17 protein-coding genes are annotated in these 16,522 nt (G+C 43.3%); 7 read left to right on the forward strand and 10 right to left on the reverse strand.

Going from position 1 to position 16,522, the window contains the following annotated elements:
- Positions 1-2: 2 nt before the first annotated feature.
- The 4 genes from H2C83_RS06915 to H2C83_RS06930 are packed head-to-tail and all read right to left on the reverse strand — an operon-like array spanning position 3 to position 3,354.
- Positions 3-1,586, reverse strand: coding sequence for a DHA2 family efflux MFS transporter permease subunit (locus tag H2C83_RS06915; protein WP_181739128.1), 1,584 nt, complete (start codon positions 1,584-1,586; stop codon positions 3-5).
- A 33-nt stretch (positions 1,587-1,619) separates the two neighbouring features.
- Positions 1,620-2,255, reverse strand: a complete 636-nt coding sequence (locus H2C83_RS06920; RefSeq protein ID WP_181739130.1) for a biotin/lipoyl-containing protein — start codon at positions 2,253-2,255, stop codon at positions 1,620-1,622.
- Between the two features lie 26 nt (positions 2,256-2,281).
- On the reverse strand, positions 2,282-2,932 hold the full coding sequence (locus H2C83_RS06925; protein ID WP_246333794.1) for an HlyD family secretion protein: 651 nt from the start codon (positions 2,930-2,932) through the stop codon (positions 2,282-2,284).
- A gap of 5 nt (positions 2,933-2,937) precedes the next feature.
- A complete protein-coding gene (locus H2C83_RS06930) occupies positions 2,938-3,354 on the reverse strand; it encodes a MarR family winged helix-turn-helix transcriptional regulator (RefSeq protein WP_181739134.1) in 417 nt (138 codons plus the stop codon).
- 384 nt (positions 3,355-3,738) lie between these two features.
- Here H2C83_RS06930 and H2C83_RS06935 point away from each other — a divergent pair, with 384 nt between their 5' ends.
- Positions 3,739-4,641: a YitT family protein gene (locus H2C83_RS06935; RefSeq protein WP_181739136.1), complete on the forward strand. Its 903-nt coding sequence runs from the start codon at positions 3,739-3,741 to the stop codon at positions 4,639-4,641.
- A gap of 150 nt (positions 4,642-4,791) precedes the next feature.
- Positions 4,792-5,277, forward strand: a complete 486-nt coding sequence (locus H2C83_RS06940) for an SgrR family transcriptional regulator (RefSeq protein WP_181739138.1) — start codon at positions 4,792-4,794, stop codon at positions 5,275-5,277.
- Here H2C83_RS06940 and H2C83_RS06945 read toward each other — a convergent pair.
- The 4 genes from H2C83_RS06945 to H2C83_RS06960 form a co-directional block, all read right to left on the reverse strand.
- Positions 5,268-6,275 (reverse strand): glycerophosphodiester phosphodiesterase family protein, encoded by a 1,008-nt coding sequence (locus H2C83_RS06945; protein WP_181739141.1) that lies wholly within the window; start codon positions 6,273-6,275, stop codon positions 5,268-5,270. The two genes, H2C83_RS06940 and H2C83_RS06945, sit on opposite strands and share 10 nt — an antisense overlap.
- A 273-nt stretch (positions 6,276-6,548) precedes the next feature.
- Positions 6,549-6,758, reverse strand: coding sequence for a hypothetical protein (locus tag H2C83_RS06950; protein WP_181739143.1), 210 nt, complete (start codon positions 6,756-6,758; stop codon positions 6,549-6,551).
- 175 nt (positions 6,759-6,933) lie between these two features.
- Positions 6,934-8,316, reverse strand: coding sequence for an MFS transporter (locus tag H2C83_RS06955; protein ID WP_181739145.1), 1,383 nt, complete (start codon positions 8,314-8,316; stop codon positions 6,934-6,936).
- A gap of 113 nt (positions 8,317-8,429) precedes the next feature.
- Positions 8,430-10,508: a beta-glucosidase family protein gene (locus H2C83_RS06960; protein WP_181739147.1), complete on the reverse strand. Its 2,079-nt coding sequence runs from the start codon at positions 10,506-10,508 to the stop codon at positions 8,430-8,432.
- 568 nt (positions 10,509-11,076) lie between these two features.
- Between H2C83_RS06960 and H2C83_RS06965 the strand changes: the two genes are divergently transcribed.
- A complete protein-coding gene (locus H2C83_RS06965) occupies positions 11,077-12,279 on the forward strand; it encodes an ROK family transcriptional regulator (RefSeq protein WP_181739149.1) in 1,203 nt (400 codons plus the stop codon).
- Positions 12,280-12,734: 455 nt separating this feature from the next.
- Here the strand turns inward: H2C83_RS06965 and H2C83_RS06970 are convergent, their stop codons facing one another.
- Complete coding sequence (locus H2C83_RS06970; protein WP_181739151.1) at positions 12,735-13,379, reverse strand: TetR/AcrR family transcriptional regulator; 645 nt, start codon at positions 13,377-13,379, stop codon at positions 12,735-12,737.
- A gap of 9 nt (positions 13,380-13,388) precedes the next feature.
- The gene (locus H2C83_RS06975) at positions 13,389-13,850 is read right to left on the reverse strand and encodes a hypothetical protein (protein WP_181739153.1); all 462 of its coding nucleotides are present in this window, start codon (positions 13,848-13,850) and stop codon (positions 13,389-13,391) included.
- A gap of 583 nt (positions 13,851-14,433) precedes the next feature.
- On the opposite strand from H2C83_RS06975, the gene H2C83_RS06980 reads away from it, so the two are divergent.
- From H2C83_RS06980 to H2C83_RS06995, 4 genes are all read left to right on the forward strand, one after another.
- Entirely contained in the window at positions 14,434-15,051 is a 618-nt protein-coding gene (locus H2C83_RS06980) for an amidase domain-containing protein (protein ID WP_181739155.1), read from the forward strand.
- Positions 15,011-15,238, forward strand: a complete 228-nt coding sequence (locus H2C83_RS18500; protein WP_181739245.1) for an amidase domain-containing protein — start codon at positions 15,011-15,013, stop codon at positions 15,236-15,238. Before H2C83_RS06980 ends, H2C83_RS18500 begins: the two co-directional genes overlap by 41 nt.
- 53 nt (positions 15,239-15,291) lie before the next feature.
- Positions 15,292-15,834 (forward strand): hypothetical protein, encoded by a 543-nt coding sequence (locus tag H2C83_RS06990; RefSeq protein ID WP_181739157.1) that lies wholly within the window; start codon positions 15,292-15,294, stop codon positions 15,832-15,834.
- 106 nt (positions 15,835-15,940) lie between these two features.
- Positions 15,941-16,465: a hypothetical protein gene (locus H2C83_RS06995; protein WP_181739159.1), complete on the forward strand. Its 525-nt coding sequence runs from the start codon at positions 15,941-15,943 to the stop codon at positions 16,463-16,465.
- The last annotated feature ends 57 nt before the right edge of the window (positions 16,466-16,522 follow it).

Below are 16,522 nucleotides of genomic sequence, written 5' to 3' on the forward strand. Positions count from 1 at the left end.
TTTCATATTTCCCCCTTGATCGGCTCAAGTTTTTTCCGTTTCTTTGCCAAGGACCGGGACAAAATGTTGTCTTTCCGGACATCCCGCATAAAGAAACTGAGCACAAGACCGACAAAAGCAAATAGAGTTGCCCAAACAAACGCATCGTTGATTCCCATGACAGACGCATACTGGCTGGCCTGCCCGTACAAGGCATCTGTCAGCAACCCCTGGGCATGTTCCTGCGGCAACCCGAGGGACTGGGCAAAAAAGCCTGAATAGGCATGGAAATGATCACTGTACGCCGGGTCCATCAGATTGGCCTGTTCACTAAATTTCCCCAGATGATACTGTGCCCGCATCGCAAAAATGGTGGTAAAAACACTGATTCCCAACGATCCGGCAATTTGCCGGGTCGTGTTTGCCATCGCCGTTCCGTGGCTGTTCATTTCACTTGGCAGCTGGTTGAGGCCGGCCGTCATGATCGGCATCATCATTAACGACATGCCAAAGGAACGAATCATGTAGATCATGAGAATGTAAGCATAACTGGTCTCCAACGTTAAATGGGTAAATTCATAAGTGGTGATGGTGGTGATCAGCAACCCGGCAGTTGCCAGCGGCCGGGGTCCCACTTTGTCAAACAGGATTCCGGAGACCGGTGACATGATTCCCATGATGATCGCTCCCGGCATCAGCAACAACCCGGACTCAAAAGCAGTAAAACCGCGCAGGTTTTGCAGGTAAATGGGCAGCAGGAACATTCCCGAAAACATGGCAACCGTCACAATCACATTTATAATACAGGATAACGTAAACATGTCGTATTTGAAAACATCAAAATTAAGCATGGGATTCCTGGAACGATGCTGCAATACAACAAACAGACTGATAAAGAAAACGCCCAGCGACAAGGCCGCGACAACGACCGGATCGCTCCACTCCTTATTGCCGGCTTCACTCAGTCCATACAGCAGCAGTCCGACACCAAGCGATGACGTGATGGCACCCCAGAAATCAAAAGCCGGTTTCGTCTCTTTTTGCAGAGTGTTTTTCAAAAGGAAAAAGGCTACAATTGTCACGATCACACCGAGAGGCACCATGGCATGAAATAAAATGCGCCAGTCGTAGTTTTCAATAACCCATCCCGCCAGCGTGGGACCTACCGCCGGAGCAAAAATCATGCCAAGTCCAAAAATCCCCATACCTTTCCCCCGCGCCTCCGGAGGAAAAATGTAGAGAGTGATGACCATCACCAATGGCATAAGAATACCTGCCCCCATTGCCTGGACCAGACGCCCGGTTAACATGACGGAAAAAGAAGGTGCTATTCCGCAAACCAGGGACCCCGCCGTGAAAAATATCATCGAAGCGAGAAAAAGCTGGCGTGTCCCGAATCGATCAACCAGATAGGCCGTCAATGGAATCAGGATTCCATTGACGAGCATATAACCCGTTAACAGCCATTGCGCGGTGCTTGCCGTTACATGAAACTCATGAATCAGATGGGGAATGGCGACATTGAGCAAAGTCTGGTTCAGCAGCGCCAGAAAAACCCCCATCATCAAAACGATGATCAATGGGAGATGTTTGTAAACTCTTCCCATTCTGTTTCCCTCCTTTCCCGGTTTTTATCAGTTTTATTTATGAATTCGAACAGTCGCATTCATCCCGGGCAAGATCGTATCGGGATAGCTTTTCATTTCGATCATTACCGGGATATGCTGTGTCACCCTGTTATAATCCCCGCTTGCCGGTTGCTGCGGCAACAGAGAAAAGGTGGAATTGGTAGCTTTCCCGATTTTCGCAACGGTTCCCTTGATCTTCGTATTTCCTTCCGCATCCACGGTAATATCCACTTCCTGGCCAACACTGACATCTTTTATCACCGTTTCCTCGATGTTGGCCTCAATATAGAGATTACCCAGATTGGCAACCTGTGCCAAAGTTTGCCCGGCTGCAGCCATTTGACCTGTTGAAAATTCGCTTTTTATAATTGTTCCGTCAATTGGCGAAGCAATATCAAGCATTTGCTGCCCTGTATTGATCCTGCCAAGGACCTGACCTTTTCTGACTTCCTGTCCTTCTTCAGCCTGCCAATCCTCCAGCATCCCGTTACCAAGGGAAGAAATGGAGACAATATCGCCTTTTACCTTGGCATCTTCAGTCCGGATGAAATTGGATTGCATATAATAGTAATAATAGCCTCCAATACCCAGACCTACTATAATCAGGAAGACCAATGCATTTATCAGGATCAGACGTCCAGTTTTCATAACAAATCACCTTTCTCATCCACAATTTATGACTTTTGAATTTTTACCTTCGCATTCATTCCGGGAATCAATTCCACATTGTTCGGGGAATCAATGGAAATTTGAACAGGAACCCGCTGGGCTTCTTTTGTCTGTTCCTGGCTGAATCCGGATGACTCCGCCAGATTCCCGGCCATGGCTCCTGTTTTTTGGACATATCCGGTAAAAACGCGCCCTTTATAGGCATCCAACGTAATTTCCACTTTTCCTCCCGGTTCAACCCGATCGATATCCTTTTCATCAATATAGGCCAGAATGTATATGTTCGATAAATCAGCGGCGAAAGCAATCGGGCGGTCCGGCTTTACCATTTCTCCAACAACAGCATTGCTTTTCAGAAGGACACCGGATACGGGTGAAACAATCGGATGCGAGGTTGGTGAGGGATACTCCTCTGCAGAATTCAGGCCGGAAAAAAGAGTTGTTTCCGCTCCCAATTGCTTTCCTTGCCCAACTCTCTCCCCTTCCTCTGCAGACCACTGGCTGAGGATTCCTGTCTGATCAGCATAGATCGGAACCATGTCAGCTTTTACCTGGGCAATTTCACTGTGAACGTATAATGACTGGTGAGAAAAGTAGTAAAAAGCCCCGGCAATCATCCCCAAAGCATAAAGAACTAATATGGCATTAACCAGCATTCGTTTCAAGCCTCAGGCCTCCTCTCTTTTTTGGACGGCAAGTAAAATGATTCGACCAACAGATGCAATTTTTCGATCAGTACATCGATCTCTTCCGGAGTGAGATGAATCTTCTCCAAATGTTTACTGATCTTTCTGGTTTGCGAGTTTGAAATTTCCTCGATCATTTTTTTGCTTCTTTCGCTTAAGCAAATCCAGATAATGCGGCGATCTTTTTTGTCCCGTTTCCGTAAAATCATCCCCATCTGTTCCAAACGGTCCAGCATTCCACTCAGCGAACTGGCAGATATTTCTAATTTTTCTATAATTTCAGCCGATGTGCGGGGTTCTTTTATCTTTAACTGATGAATCACCCGCGCATGGGAGAAGGTCAAGTGATAACCTTTTAATTCTTCCAACAGCAAAAGGTGATAGATGGCCACGACCCTGTTAAAAACGTAAAGCAAGTCTCTTATTTGCCTATCTGAATACAATTGCTTCACCTCAATAATATTTCGATTATCGAATGATTAATATACTAAAATAAATTAGGTGATAAGTCAATAACTTTTACCAAATTTTTTCCGAAAAAACCTATTTAACGAGAAAACAAAATATGCAAAAATATTTTGCGGGAAATTTTCCTGTAACTCCATAAAAATTTTTCTTACTTTTAAGCATTAAAATAATAAACGAACAAATAAAAAAATATGATATAATATGGAATCAGGGTGCAATAACAAGAGCTGCAAAAAAATAAATTGCCTTTTTCAACAACCTGATCCCCTTTTCGGTTAAAAAATTTGTCCCAAAGGGGGTTGAAACATATGGAGTTGCAAGCTTCTCTTGAAAATAAAAGCCAAACTGTTACAAAACCGAAAAAGTTGACTTGGTTAAGAATTTTAAAAAGATCTGTCTTTATCATGACAGGTGCTTTTTTAGTTGCCGTTGGTCTGGAAATTTTCCTCGTTCCCAATCAGGTTATTGATGGTGGCATTGTTGGTATTTCTATCATCACCTCTCATTTAACCCACTTGAATCTTGGCTTGCTGTTATTTGTTCTAAATCTCCCGTTTCTCTTTCTCGGGTATAAACAAATCGGCAAAACCTTTGCTTTTTCGACTTTATTTGGCATCATCGTCTTATCGGTCGGTACGAACCTGTTGCACTCTGTTCCCGGTCTGACTCACGACCCGCTTCTGGCCTCTGTTTTTGGCGGCATTATTCTGGGAGTTGGCGTCGGTTTGGTGATCCGTTACGGCGGTTCGCTGGATGGAACAGAAATTTTATCCATTCTGATCAATAAAAGACTTCCTTTTTCCGTTGGCCAGCTTGTGATGTTTTTCAATCTGTTTATTCTGAGCAGTGCAGGATTTGTGTTTGGCTGGGACCGGGCCATGTATTCACTTATGACCTATTTCATTGCTTTTAAAGTAATTGATATTACGATTGAAGGTTTTGATGAGACAAAATCTGTCTGGATTATCAGTGATAAAACCGAAGAATTGGGAAATACGATTCTTTATCGTTTAGGCCGCGGAGTCACTTACTTGTCCGGTGAAGGAGCCTATACCGGCGACTCGAAAAAAGTAATCTTTTGTGTTGTCACAAGATTGGAAGAAGCGAAATTAAAATCCATTGTAGAAGAGGTTGACCCGAATGCCTTCCTGGCTATCGGAAATATCCATGATGTTCAAGGCGGTCAGTTTAAAAAGAGAGATATTCACTAACTTGCCTGAAACCAAAATAACCGGAGGAGATCAGGTTTCTGAAAAAGGCCCCGCAAAGAAGACGTGTCACAGGACACGTCTTCTTTTATAGGTTTTGAATAATTTTAAGAAAGAACAGGGATTTTTATATAATGGTACATAGGTGATTTTATGAAAACAATCGAGTATTATTTGTTGCTTCGGCTTTACTTCCATGAAGTGAACAGCTATCAATCATTTTATGTCAGTATAAGCGAACTGGCCCTGGTGTTGTGTTGTTCTTCGCGCAATGTAAAACGGTTATTGAAAAAAATGGTTGAGGAAAAACTGATTTACTGGAAACCGGGCGGGGGACGGGGCAAACGCTCCAAGCTTCAATTCAGGCGTTCCCTTGCTGATCTGCTGCCTCCGCTTGTGCAATCCCTGGTACATCAGGGTAAATATAAAGAGGCGGTTCGCTGGACGAAAAGAGAAGGAATTCCCGCAAGTGTTCGGGAACAATGCTATAACTATGTGCTGAGCCAGTTAAGTTTTCCCAGACTGCCGCTACACGAATTAAACCGGCTTGAGCAACATTCATCCGCCCCCATGGTTCCAACAATTGTTTCAACCTCAACGGGCCGTTGGTTCTTCGTGGACAGAAAGCATCAGTTATGATTGTCTAATAGCGGTGCAATACGGTCAATCCGGTTGATCCAGATCCATCCGTTGTAATTATCTGGCAAACGTTTCAAATCTTCGGGACTGTCAAACCCATCCGAAAAACCGCCGCTGCCCTTGACAAGAATTACCCGTGTACCGGCCTGATCCATTCGGTTCAGGAACCGGTTGGGCCAACCCCAAAGCCAGGGAGCAATTCGGTCAGGAAGATGGAGCTGTGTATTTTTGCAGGCAGATGGCACATAGCCTGTCCAGCCAACAGCAATATAAGGCAACAGGCATTGTTTCATCGATTCACGGGACATGGTGCGGAGATCCGGAATCCGCTCTTTCAATGCTTTTACCGGCTGATCGCCACCATACACGGATAATCGCTGCAACCGGTCCCGGGGCAATTTTTCCAGTTGCCCGGCCAGCATAACTCCTTCTTTTGGATCATCACTTTTTACATGAATGAGCAATTCACGGTCGGGGAAAGCCTGAAGCACCTCATCCAGTAATGGCATCAAACCGGTACCCTTACCGCGAAAAGGATAGGTTTTCCCTCCATCTGCCGTATAACCGTAACCAACATCCAGTTTTTTCAGGTCAGCCATGGTATAGTCACGAATTTTCCCCCGGGCTTCGGTACGGCATTCCAGCATGTGATCGTGAAACACGGCAAACCGGTTATCTTTTGTCAATTGGACATCCAACTCCACCAGATCCGCTCCCGCTTCAAAAGCGGCACGCATTGAAGGAATGGTATTTTCCAGATAAGGATGTTCCGGTTTATGTATTCGTTCCGCGGTACAGGTATCCCAATCAACGCCCTCGAGATCAAAGGTCTGGGCTAGCCCGCGGTGGGCCAGCAGATATGGATCTCCTGTTTTCGGTTTTGCCAGCAGTGAACTGTTGTTAACATAAACGAACACCAGAATCACCAGGGGAATCCAGACCCGTTTGCGCCTGATTGTCTTTCCCATAAGCCTTTGTATTTTTTTAAGACCGGTCATGTTGACTTCCTCCCCAAACAAAATATTATCCAAGTAAATCTTATTAATAAATGGAAATAAAAAAAGGCTATTTTTCAGGCCGGTTTGTCCCCGTTTTCATTTCTTTTTCCATGATGTAAAACCAATGGGAAACCGATTGCAAATTACTTGTGAAATGAGGAGATAGTCAGATCTGATAAATAATAAATACATATATATAAATACCATCTTGTATAGATAAACGGGGAACCGCCACAAACGTTCCCCGATATTCAAGTATACCCCGGATCACCTTTATTTCCTGAATGACAAACCGGACCAAATACTTCTTTTCTTCAGGACAATAACCGGTACAACCTGTTGCTCCCCTTTCCTTGCCATAACCGGTTTAACCATCATCTGGCCAACCGGTTCATATCGAGAAAATGGTACAATCCACACCACCGGATCTCGCCGTGTACCGGGACTCCGGCAAAACCATTTGCCCGGCATCCTCTTCCTCAAATCCGGTTTCCCCTGAACTTGTTCATTTATTTACAACCAAAGGACGAACCGCCCGACCAAGAACTTGCCAAGAAAAAACGACCCTTTCCTTCCCCAAATCAGGTATTTTATCCGGGGCTTTCAAGGATCGTTCTCATGCATTTCACTTGTTATGTTTTTTTCTGTCCATTCACATTTAATTATTTCCAATTTTCCCCGCCTGAAGTTCTTCCCTGATTTTCGGCATCAGTTTTTCATGATTTAACAGATTCATTGTAATGATCATCAGGATAACAATAATTAGCGGGAAATAGATAAACATGGATTTGATGGCAAATATGGCACTGCCGGGCTGGACCGCTGCGTTGGCAATATAGCTTCCCAATTGTAAAGACCAACCGACCAGGGCGGTAGTCAAACCTTGCCCGATCTTCATGCCCGCACTGGTCAGGCTGAATACAGCCCCCTGCACCGGCACTCCCGATTTCCAGTAGATAATGTCACCCACATCAGCCACAATCGCGCTGAGACCGGCTTGCAGCGGAACCAGGCCAATCGCATTGATCACAATTCCGAAGATGATCCCGACCAGATTTTCGGAAAAAAATATCATTACAATTGAGCCAAACACTGATATCATCAATCCGGTGTTAACACTTTTTTTCATTCCAAACCGGCCTACGATATAAGGGGCAAAGAACAAACCGGCAAGCAGCGGAATCAGTCCTGCCATGCTCAGGATTCCCATTACATTGGGATTGTCAAAAATATATGATGCGTAATAAATCCTGATTCCTGTTTCAGTTTGCCGCAAATACCACAACATATACAAAACCAGTGTCAGGATAAAGTACCTGTTGGTAAACAACACTTTCATCGTTGGTAAAAATGAAGTTTGCCGGCCTTTTTTCTTTTTGGCGACGTTTCTCTCTTTTACAAACCGACCGGTAATCATAAGTGGCACGGCACACAGTACAGCGTAGATCGCGGCCGTATATGTCCAGCCCTGTTGCCCGCCGCCAAACGCATCTACAAATATGGTCGTAAAAGTGGTAATAAACAGTACCGCGGCATTGGCAAAGATAAAACGGATGCTTCCCAGGGAAACCCGGTCTTTTTCGTCATTGGTCATAAAGGAAGTAAGCGACGAATAAGCCACATTGTTGGCAGTATAAAAAACAGCCGAAATCAGCAGGTAAATGACAAAAACATAAGTGATTTTTCCTGTTTGCCCCATCGAGCCTGGCACATTGAAAAGCATGAACATTAAAACCCCCAGGATCGGTGCGGTCCAAAAAACCCATGGTTTGGCCTTGCCCATTTTTGTAGTGGTATTGTCAATGATCGTCCCCATAAAAACATCGGTAAAACCGTCAAAGACGCGGGCAACCAGAACAATCGTCCCAACGATCCCCGCTGCAATTCCCACCGTGTCCGTCAAATAAATAGCGATAAACGAAACAATAAACGTCCAGCTGAAATTGGCCCCAAAATCCCCAAAACCAAATGTCAGCTTTTCAATCATTTTCAGTTTCTGTGTTTTTCCGTTTGCCGTTTCCTGTATGGTTTGGCTATACATATTAATCCCCGCCCATATATGAGATTTCGCCCATTGACCTTTGGAAATCAACAATTAACCGCTTTCAATCAATTATCCACAATGAAACAGGCACTCATGGGGAAAACCCCAAATTACAAGGTAATACGGCCTTTGATCAAATCCTTCAAATCACTGCTGTTTCCAATATAAACCTCATAATCCATATGCTCCAATTCCCATTCCCCGGTTTCAGGATTAAACCACTTCAACTTTTCAATCGGACACAGAATCTCCACTTCTTTCCTCTCACCTGGCTGAAGGGTGATCCGTTCAAACCCGCGCAAAACCTTTACCGGGCGATCCACTTTGGAATTCGGGAAACCAACATACATTTGAATCACTTCATCCCCGGTGCGATCTCCCGTGTTCTCCACCACGCAACGGGCTGTGATGTTTTCTCCTGTTACAGAAAAACGGGCGTCTCCGATGGTAAACGTCGTATAAGACAAGCCAAATCCATATGGCAATGAAGGCTGGATGCCTTCTTTTTCCAATTTGGCATAGCCATGATAATATTCATAAGTGATTTCATCAGCTTTCCAGTCGGTTGCCGGCAGATGGCTTTCTTTCCTTGGAACAACAAATGGCAGTTTGCCGCCGGGATTGTTCTCCCCAAACAGTGTTTTTGCAATTGCTGTGCCGCCTTCCATGCCCGGATAGTAAGCCATCAGGATCGCTGGCACTTTATCTTTCCAATCCTCGATCATAATCATATTTCCGCCGATTAATACGACAACCGATTTTTTATTGACCGGTCCCGCCATCCGAATCAATTCAATTTCATCCTCATGGAGCCCGAGTGAACGGGTTCTGTCTCCGCCAACGGCATCAAAACCGGCACCAATGGCAGAAACGCCGCTGTCATCCTGGTTGTTGTTGATAAACTCCCCTTCATCATCGTGATCATAACCAACCACAAATACTACCGCATCCACAGAGGCTGCCAATTCCCGGGTTCGTTTTAGATCCCGCCCGTCATCAAAGATCACTTCCGCATCTGGCAGGACCTTCTTAATTCCTTGCAAGGGAGTCACGACATATTCCGGATATACCCTGCTTGAGCCATGATCCCCGATATTTTCCTGATCGCCCAGTCTGCCGATAACGGCGATCCGTTTGGTATCTGCCCTGGAAAGCGGCAAGGTTTGATGGTCATTTTTCAGGAGGGTCATCGATTTTTCCGCTGCTTCCAGCGCCAGTGAAATATGTTCTTTCGACCCGATCAGTTCCTCGCCATACTTTTTGTCATCCGCTTCGGTAAACGCCAGCAATGTCCGGACAATCCGCACCGCAGCCTGATTGATCCTGTCTTCACTGACCAGTCCTTTTTTTACTGCTTCGACCAATTTGTCCCCAAAATATTTGGTATCGTTCATCTCAATATCCAATCCGCCATTGGCTGCTTCAACGGTATCTCTGACTCCCCACAAAAAATCGCTGATCACAAAGCCATCAAAATCCCATTCCTCTTTCAGCACCTGATTTAACAAATAGTCATTATGCCCGCAATAAGTGCCCTGGTACTTGTTATAGGCACTCATCACACAAGCCGCTCCGGCATCAATCGCATCCTTGAAGTGGACCAGATAAACTTCCCTTTCTGTCCGTTTATCCGCTTTGACATTGACGGTAAACCGGGCATTCTCCATACTGTTAAATGCAAAATGTTTGACGCAGGCAATTACATTTTCACTTTGCACCCCTTTAACCAGCGCTGACCCCATCGCCCCCAGATGAAATGAATCTTCTCCATAAACTTCCTGGCTTCTTCCCCAACCGGGATTGCGTGGAAGATTGATGCAGACACCGCCAAACAGGTTTCCTCCATTGGCCCTGATCTCTTTTCCAATCGCCCGTCCGATCCGTTCCTCAAGCTCTTTATCAAACGTCGCTCCCCTGCCCATCGAAACCGGGAAACAGGTGCTGTTTTTGCCGGATACAACCCCGCGCGGGCCATCGACAAATCTCATTGCCGGGACTCCGAGGCGCTGATTGCCGCCGGCTTCATAAGGCACCTCATTATAATGAAGACCCTTTTTGTCGTCTTCAATCATGTCTTCAACCGTCATATTGCCGCTCATTAAATAGACTTTTTCTTCCAATGTCATCCGGTCAACAATTTCTTTGGCTCTGGATGTATAGGCCAACCGGTATGACTTGTCAACTTTCATTGTCTTTCCCTCCATATGCATAGAAACTCTGATCAAAGTGTCCGGTCAGGAAATGCCCCAACTGCAACGGAATGCACATACAGGTAAAAACCTTCGCCGAGTGTTTCATTAAATTTTTTTCAGACACTTCCCCCTTTGTAGACAATGATGAAAATGGCGGTTTAACAAATGACACGGAATGCTGATCATAAATCAGTTTGAAAAATCAGGGGTAATGATGAATTGTTGCGAAGAACTGAAGAAAAGTATCCTGGAATGAACAGCAGAGAAACTTATCCTGAAAGGTAATTGATAAACTGGACCATCCGAATGCTGGAACTATTTTACATATTATACCAGGTATTATTGTTACTTTGTTTGTTACTTAAACTAATATTAGCACCACAAGAAAGCGTTGTCAAACCAAAATACACAGTATTTTAACAGATTTTAAAGATTGATTTTAAACAAACAATTGATCATTACATAAACTTAGTATAAATATTAAACTATATTTCACTGATTGGTCAGAGGAAATAATATTATATAATGTTAATTTGACAAACACTGCTGTAAGGAGAAGAAATTCATGAAACGTTTGCGCACGGGTGATCAAAATCTTGTCAAACAAATCAACAAATCGATTGTTTTTAACACCATTAAAAAGAAAGGTCCCCTTTCCCGGGCACAGGTCTCCAAGAAAACGGGATTAAATAAAGCAACTGTATCAACGATGGTATCTGAACTGATCAACGAAGCATTCATCCATGAGATTGGTGCCGGTAAGTCCAGCGGCGGCAGGAAGCCGGTCATGCTCTATTTTAATCATCGTGCCGGCTATGCGGTTGGAATCGATGTCGGCGTAAATTATATTCTGGGTGTGCTGACCGATTTAAGCGGCAACGTGATTGAAAAAACAGCCAGCCCATTGAGAAACATTGACATAGATTATGTAGTCGGCCAAATTTTTTCCTGCATCGAAACATTGGTCAATAATGTACCCAACAGCCCCTATGGCATTGTCGGCGTTGGAATTGGCGTTCCAGGCCAGGTCGGGCAAGACGATCAAATTCTGTTTGCACCAAACCTGAAATGGAGAAATATCCACTTGAAACAGATGGTCGAAAAGAAATTTCTAATCCCGGCCAAAATCGGCAACGAAGCCAACGCCGGTGCCTATGGCGAACAATTGTATGGGGCGGGCAAAAACATTTCCAACCTGGTTTATGTTAGTATCGGAATCGGGATCGGTACCGGCATTTTCATTAACAACCGGCTTTACAAGGGGGCGACAGGCATCTCTGGAGAAATGGGGCACTTCACCATCGATTTTAACGGCAAAAAGTGCTCCTGCGGCAACCGCGGCTGCTGGGAATTGTACGCTTCCGAAAGCGCCCTGTTGCAAGAAGCTTCGCAGCAAAAACTGCTGAATGAAAACGATGAATCCAATTTGGACTTTCTGTTCAGGGAAGCACAAAAAGGAAACAGCCAGGTCCTGAAATTGCTGAATATACTTGGGGAAAACATCGGTTTCGGGCTGATCAATATCATGAATACCTTCAACCCTGAAACAATCATTATTGGCAACCGGATCGCCCGGTTCAAAAACTGGATCAAAAAACCCATTGAACGCATTCTGGAAGAGCGCCTGCCCGTTTATCACCAATCAAACACGGACATTCGCTTCTCGATGCTTGGGGATGATTCCACCGCCCTTGGCGCGGCCTCCTTTGCTATTTCCAGTTTCTTCCTGAACCGAAAAATCACCGACCGGCTTGAATCGATATCCTAGCAACCTCCCCGGGGAGTTTTCCCTACTTCCGGGGGAGTTCCTCAACCTTTCGAAAGTCCGGATTCCTCTTTCACACTTACTGAATAAGCTGATTCCCCTTATAATAATACTCCTGTGTGAAGCCTCTCCATTCTGTAATTCTTCGATTGGACAAGTCGAAAACGAAGCATATTTATAATTTTTATCTTATTATTATTTGGGTTCAGTATTTTTTGTAATGGAGTATACGCTAGACGAAAATAGTTTTTGGGATTGGACTATTATCAAGATTTCAAACGCCTGGGAATGGAGCAAAGAAACAGCATCGAGTTTTTGGAATAGATTTGTGGAAATCCTGTCAAAGATCGAATAAAGGAAGACAATTGATGATCACCGATGTAAAACCTATAGAAAATCGATTGCAAATTACTTGTGAAATGTCCCAACTTCAGAAGAGTGATGCCTCCGGTATTTTTCTACCCAAGGTCTTCCTCTTTCCCCGCTTCAACATTCCCACAGACTGCCTGGTTCACAATTCTTATCAGTTCCTTGCTGTACGTTTCCAGGTCCACCTTTTTCATGAGGGATGAGTTTAGCATATATTCTCCAATCGCGCCCTGGATCATATTGGCCATCACCTCTGTATGAAATGCTCCAAATACCCCCTGTTTCTGGCCCTCAGCAAGGATTTCCCGAAGCTCGTGCAAAATAGGATCATCATCCTCATCGTTCAACTGGTAATATGGAATGTTGTCCGGTGTTCTGGCATTAAAAATAATTTCGATCAACGCGACATTATTAGCATGATGAGTTCCCTGATAAGCCAGGCTGGCCTCGATGAATGCATGCAACTTCGCCCGCGGCGTCCTTTCCCGCCTTACTCTTTCCAGGATATACGAGGCCGATTGTTGCAACAGTTTCATCAGCACATGATTCATCAAATCCTCTTTATCCTTGAAGTGGTAAGAGATGAGCGCCGTGCTGATGCCAGCTCTTTTGGCAATCTGGGCCAGACTTGCCTTCACATATCCAATCTCTTCCAGGGTTTTAATGGCTGCCTCAATCATCTGCTCACGTCTTGCCTCGGCAATAAATGAAGTTTTTCCTGTCTCCTTTTTCATGGAATCACCTCAATCACCTTTTTTGTTTTTCTTGCTCAGTGAATGAAGAATGGACAATGTCAGTACAACCAACAGAACGACGATCACCCTGTGCGGCCGTTCCAGAATCCGCTCAAAAACAGGCCAGGCATCCCCCGCGAAAATGCGATGGACAACCCGGATAACCAGAATAACCAGATTGCTCAAGAGGATGAATAACATAACCGATATTCCGCCCATAAACACAGACGTCGCAGAACGTTTGCCCGCCAAAGACAGAATAGCTGCCAACAAACATAAAATCCCCACCAGCCCGATCAAAGCCGGTCGAATCCAGACATACCAGTAGTCGTATCCGGAAACTGCTGAATTGACGATATCGCTGTATTTAAACCAAATATAACAAAAAGCGACGACACTCAAAACAAAGCTCCAAAAACGCAGCCATCCAGGCGACAGATTATTTAATTCGTTATTGCGGTGATGCTCCATTTCTTTTCCTCCCAAGTGAACTATTTGATCGTTTAATTTTTTAATTGATCATTCAATCAATTTTTATCATAAGAAATGGAAGTGGTCAATAAATTCTTTAATTCAGGAACATCTTGGCAGATTTTTCAAATTAGTGCTCTAGATGGCTTGTTTTTTATGCTCCTTGAATTTGAAAATAATTCATATTATTCAACTTGTTGACAAATTGTAAAAAGCCATTTTCAGGACTCCGTTCCGTTTCCTCCTTGTAAAGAGGCAGTCATGATGCTTAGCATTGATATCACTCTGCTTCTAAACATCGTCTTCCGATAGTTGTTTTTCTACAGTAGGAATAATTCAACTTATTATACTTATCTCTATATTGTGACTGGATATTTGACCATGTATAATAAAAAAATATGATTTTATTTTTTATGCTAACAATTAGCAATCTCCTGTTTTTGGAGATTCTGACTCTACAAACAAGATGATTTGATAGCTTTTTTATTAAAACTTAAGAGAGGTGAATCAAATACGGAGGACGAATAACCTGGAGTATTTCTCAAACACGCAGTAATATTACCAGCACCAAACAATCAAATAAATGAAGCATCCTTTGTTACTGCTCTTATTACAGTTTTCCGTAATAATCCGTATGCGCAAGATGAATCATCAGGTAAAAGCAATCATTCTCTTGCTGTTCGTTGCCATCACTGTCTTCGGTACCCTTGAAGTTTATGCCGATCCGGCGGGCGGCTCGTTTGATGTCCCGCAAATCAGTGAAGATTTTACGAATTTCATTGTGTACGACCGGGAAAAAGCCGTCCAATATGCGAAGAAATGGAGTGATCCAGATAATCAGGGAAAATTCCACCCGGATATCGTAAGGTTAGATAAATATGGTCGTGCCCTTGGAGGTGACTGTGCCAACTTTGTGTCACAAATGCTTCATGCGGGCGGACTCAAAATGAATGACGAATGGTACTTTGATAAAGAAAACAAAGATAATTTTTTTTACACGTTCCCCTTCTTTCGAAAGTTCTTTAGATATTTTTCCCCTGCCTGGGGGGTTGCAGATTCTCATTACCGCTATTTTTCTGATAAAAATAATGGTTATTCTGAAAAGACTTTTCAAGTAGCTTCAGTGGATGATTTGAAAGAATTGGAAAAAATGGGGGGAAATCAAACCAGGCGACCTCCTTTATTGGGACTACGCTGGTAATGGAGATATTGATCATGCTACAATGATCACAAATATTGACAAGAAAGGACATTTGGAATATTCAGGTCACACTGATGATCGATATAATTCCAGTCTCGCTGAGAATTTTAAACATGCACTAAGGCGAAATAAAAACAAAACAAGGTTACATATTGTGAAAATGAGAGATCAGATTGAAGTCAAATAAATCCCCTAAGATGCAGGAGGTTTCTTATGCGTTTTGTCAACAGGAGAGTTTTTATGATGATTATCCTCTCAATCATCTTATTAATTGGTGCCTTTACTGTCTTTTATCAGCTTTCTATAAGAAGCGATGTAATGGAAGTCGAATTAACAAACATTGAAGTTTATCCTTTAAAAGAATTTGCTGAAACTGAAGGCTCCCTTAATAATTATTCTTTGAGTGAAAAAGAGAAAGAAGAGATTATGAATAATCTCGACAATTACAAAATAGTTATCTATGACTTTGAAATCAGGAATAATTCCCGCCTTGTTTACAGTGTCCACCACCGGGTTCAGCCTCTTTTCTCGGAAGAAACGAAAAAAATTCTCGTGATAAGCGATAAACAATTGCTGTTTCCTCAAAATATTCCTCCTGGTGAGTCTTATGGAACTGGTTTGACTGCCATTCTTAAAACAGACAATCAGCTTTCCGACCAGGAAATCCTCGACATTGTAAGCAAGGATCGCATTACCATTATTGGTGACCGTGTCGGAATCTTTTCGGCAAAACCTGTTGGCGATGAATCCGTCACTGTCGGGCCGTTTCAAAAGGATCAATAAATAATAAATCGCTTTGCCCCGTTATGGGCTTAACCAGGGCATCGAATGCTCTTTTTTTCTTTCATCTAAAATTCACTAACCTTGACAGATATACAAGGAGCTTTCTATGCTACTTAAGTGTCTCTTTCATAGAAAGATTTTATTCATTGTGATCCTTTCTTTTACCATATTTGTCGGTGATTTTATCATTCTTTATCATTCATCAAAATACAAAGTCATGGAGGTTCAAATACTGGAGATTAAAGTTACCCCTTTAAAAAAATTTGTCAGCGATAAAGCCGATCTCAATAATTATACCTTGCTCGTTAATGATGTTGAGAAGGAAGAAATATTGAACAATATTGATAACTACAAAAAGGTTGTTTATATCTTTGAAATCAAAAATAATTCCTCCTGGTTGCCTTACAGTGTCGATCAGGCCCAACCGATTTTCTCGGAAGAAATGAAAAAAATACTTATTGAACAAAAATACTATCACTTGCTTCATCATGTAATTCTATCGCCTGGCGAATCTTATATCATTGGCACGAAGACTATCATCAAATCCGGAAAACTTTCCGATGAAGAAATCCTTGAAATTGCAAGCAAAGACCGGTTCACTAACATTTGGAACAGGCTCAATATTTTGTGAGGAAAACAGCTAAATATTGGAACCGATGAACTATACTTTCCCGGTAAACATTAATCT

This window comes from Thermoactinomyces mirandus, assembly GCF_013868055.1.
Lineage (GTDB): Bacteria > Bacillota > Bacilli > Thermoactinomycetales > Thermoactinomycetaceae > Thermoactinomyces > Thermoactinomyces mirandus.

Excerpts from the sequence above, each read along its gene's own strand:
- H2C83_RS06915 (WP_181739128.1), bottom strand. The coding sequence starts at position 1,586 with ATGGGAAGAGTTTACAAACATCTCCCATTGATCATCGTTTTGATGATG.
- H2C83_RS06920 (WP_181739130.1), bottom strand. The coding sequence starts at position 2,255 with ATGAAAACTGGACGTCTGATCCTGATAAATGCATTGGTCTTCCTGATT.
- H2C83_RS06925 (WP_246333794.1), bottom strand. The coding sequence starts at position 2,932 with ATGCTGGTTAATGCCATATTAGTTCTTTATGCTTTGGGGATGATTGCC.
- H2C83_RS06935 (WP_181739136.1), top strand. The coding sequence starts at position 3,739 with ATGGAGTTGCAAGCTTCTCTTGAAAATAAAAGCCAAACTGTTACAAAA.
- H2C83_RS06940 (WP_181739138.1), top strand. The coding sequence starts at position 4,792 with ATGAAAACAATCGAGTATTATTTGTTGCTTCGGCTTTACTTCCATGAA.
- H2C83_RS06945 (WP_181739141.1), bottom strand. The coding sequence starts at position 6,275 with ATGACCGGTCTTAAAAAAATACAAAGGCTTATGGGAAAGACAATCAGG.
- H2C83_RS06955 (WP_181739145.1), bottom strand. The coding sequence starts at position 8,316 with ATGTATAGCCAAACCATACAGGAAACGGCAAACGGAAAAACACAGAAA.
- H2C83_RS06960 (WP_181739147.1), bottom strand. The coding sequence starts at position 10,508 with ATGAAAGTTGACAAGTCATACCGGTTGGCCTATACATCCAGAGCCAAA.
- H2C83_RS06965 (WP_181739149.1), top strand. The coding sequence starts at position 11,077 with ATGAAACGTTTGCGCACGGGTGATCAAAATCTTGTCAAACAAATCAAC.
- H2C83_RS06970 (WP_181739151.1), bottom strand. The coding sequence starts at position 13,379 with ATGAAAAAGGAGACAGGAAAAACTTCATTTATTGCCGAGGCAAGACGT.
- H2C83_RS06975 (WP_181739153.1), bottom strand. The coding sequence starts at position 13,850 with ATGGAGCATCACCGCAATAACGAATTAAATAATCTGTCGCCTGGATGG.
- H2C83_RS06980 (WP_181739155.1), top strand. The coding sequence starts at position 14,434 with ATGAAGCATCCTTTGTTACTGCTCTTATTACAGTTTTCCGTAATAATC.
- H2C83_RS06990 (WP_181739157.1), top strand. The coding sequence starts at position 15,292 with ATGATGATTATCCTCTCAATCATCTTATTAATTGGTGCCTTTACTGTC.
- H2C83_RS06995 (WP_181739159.1), top strand. The coding sequence starts at position 15,941 with ATGCTACTTAAGTGTCTCTTTCATAGAAAGATTTTATTCATTGTGATC.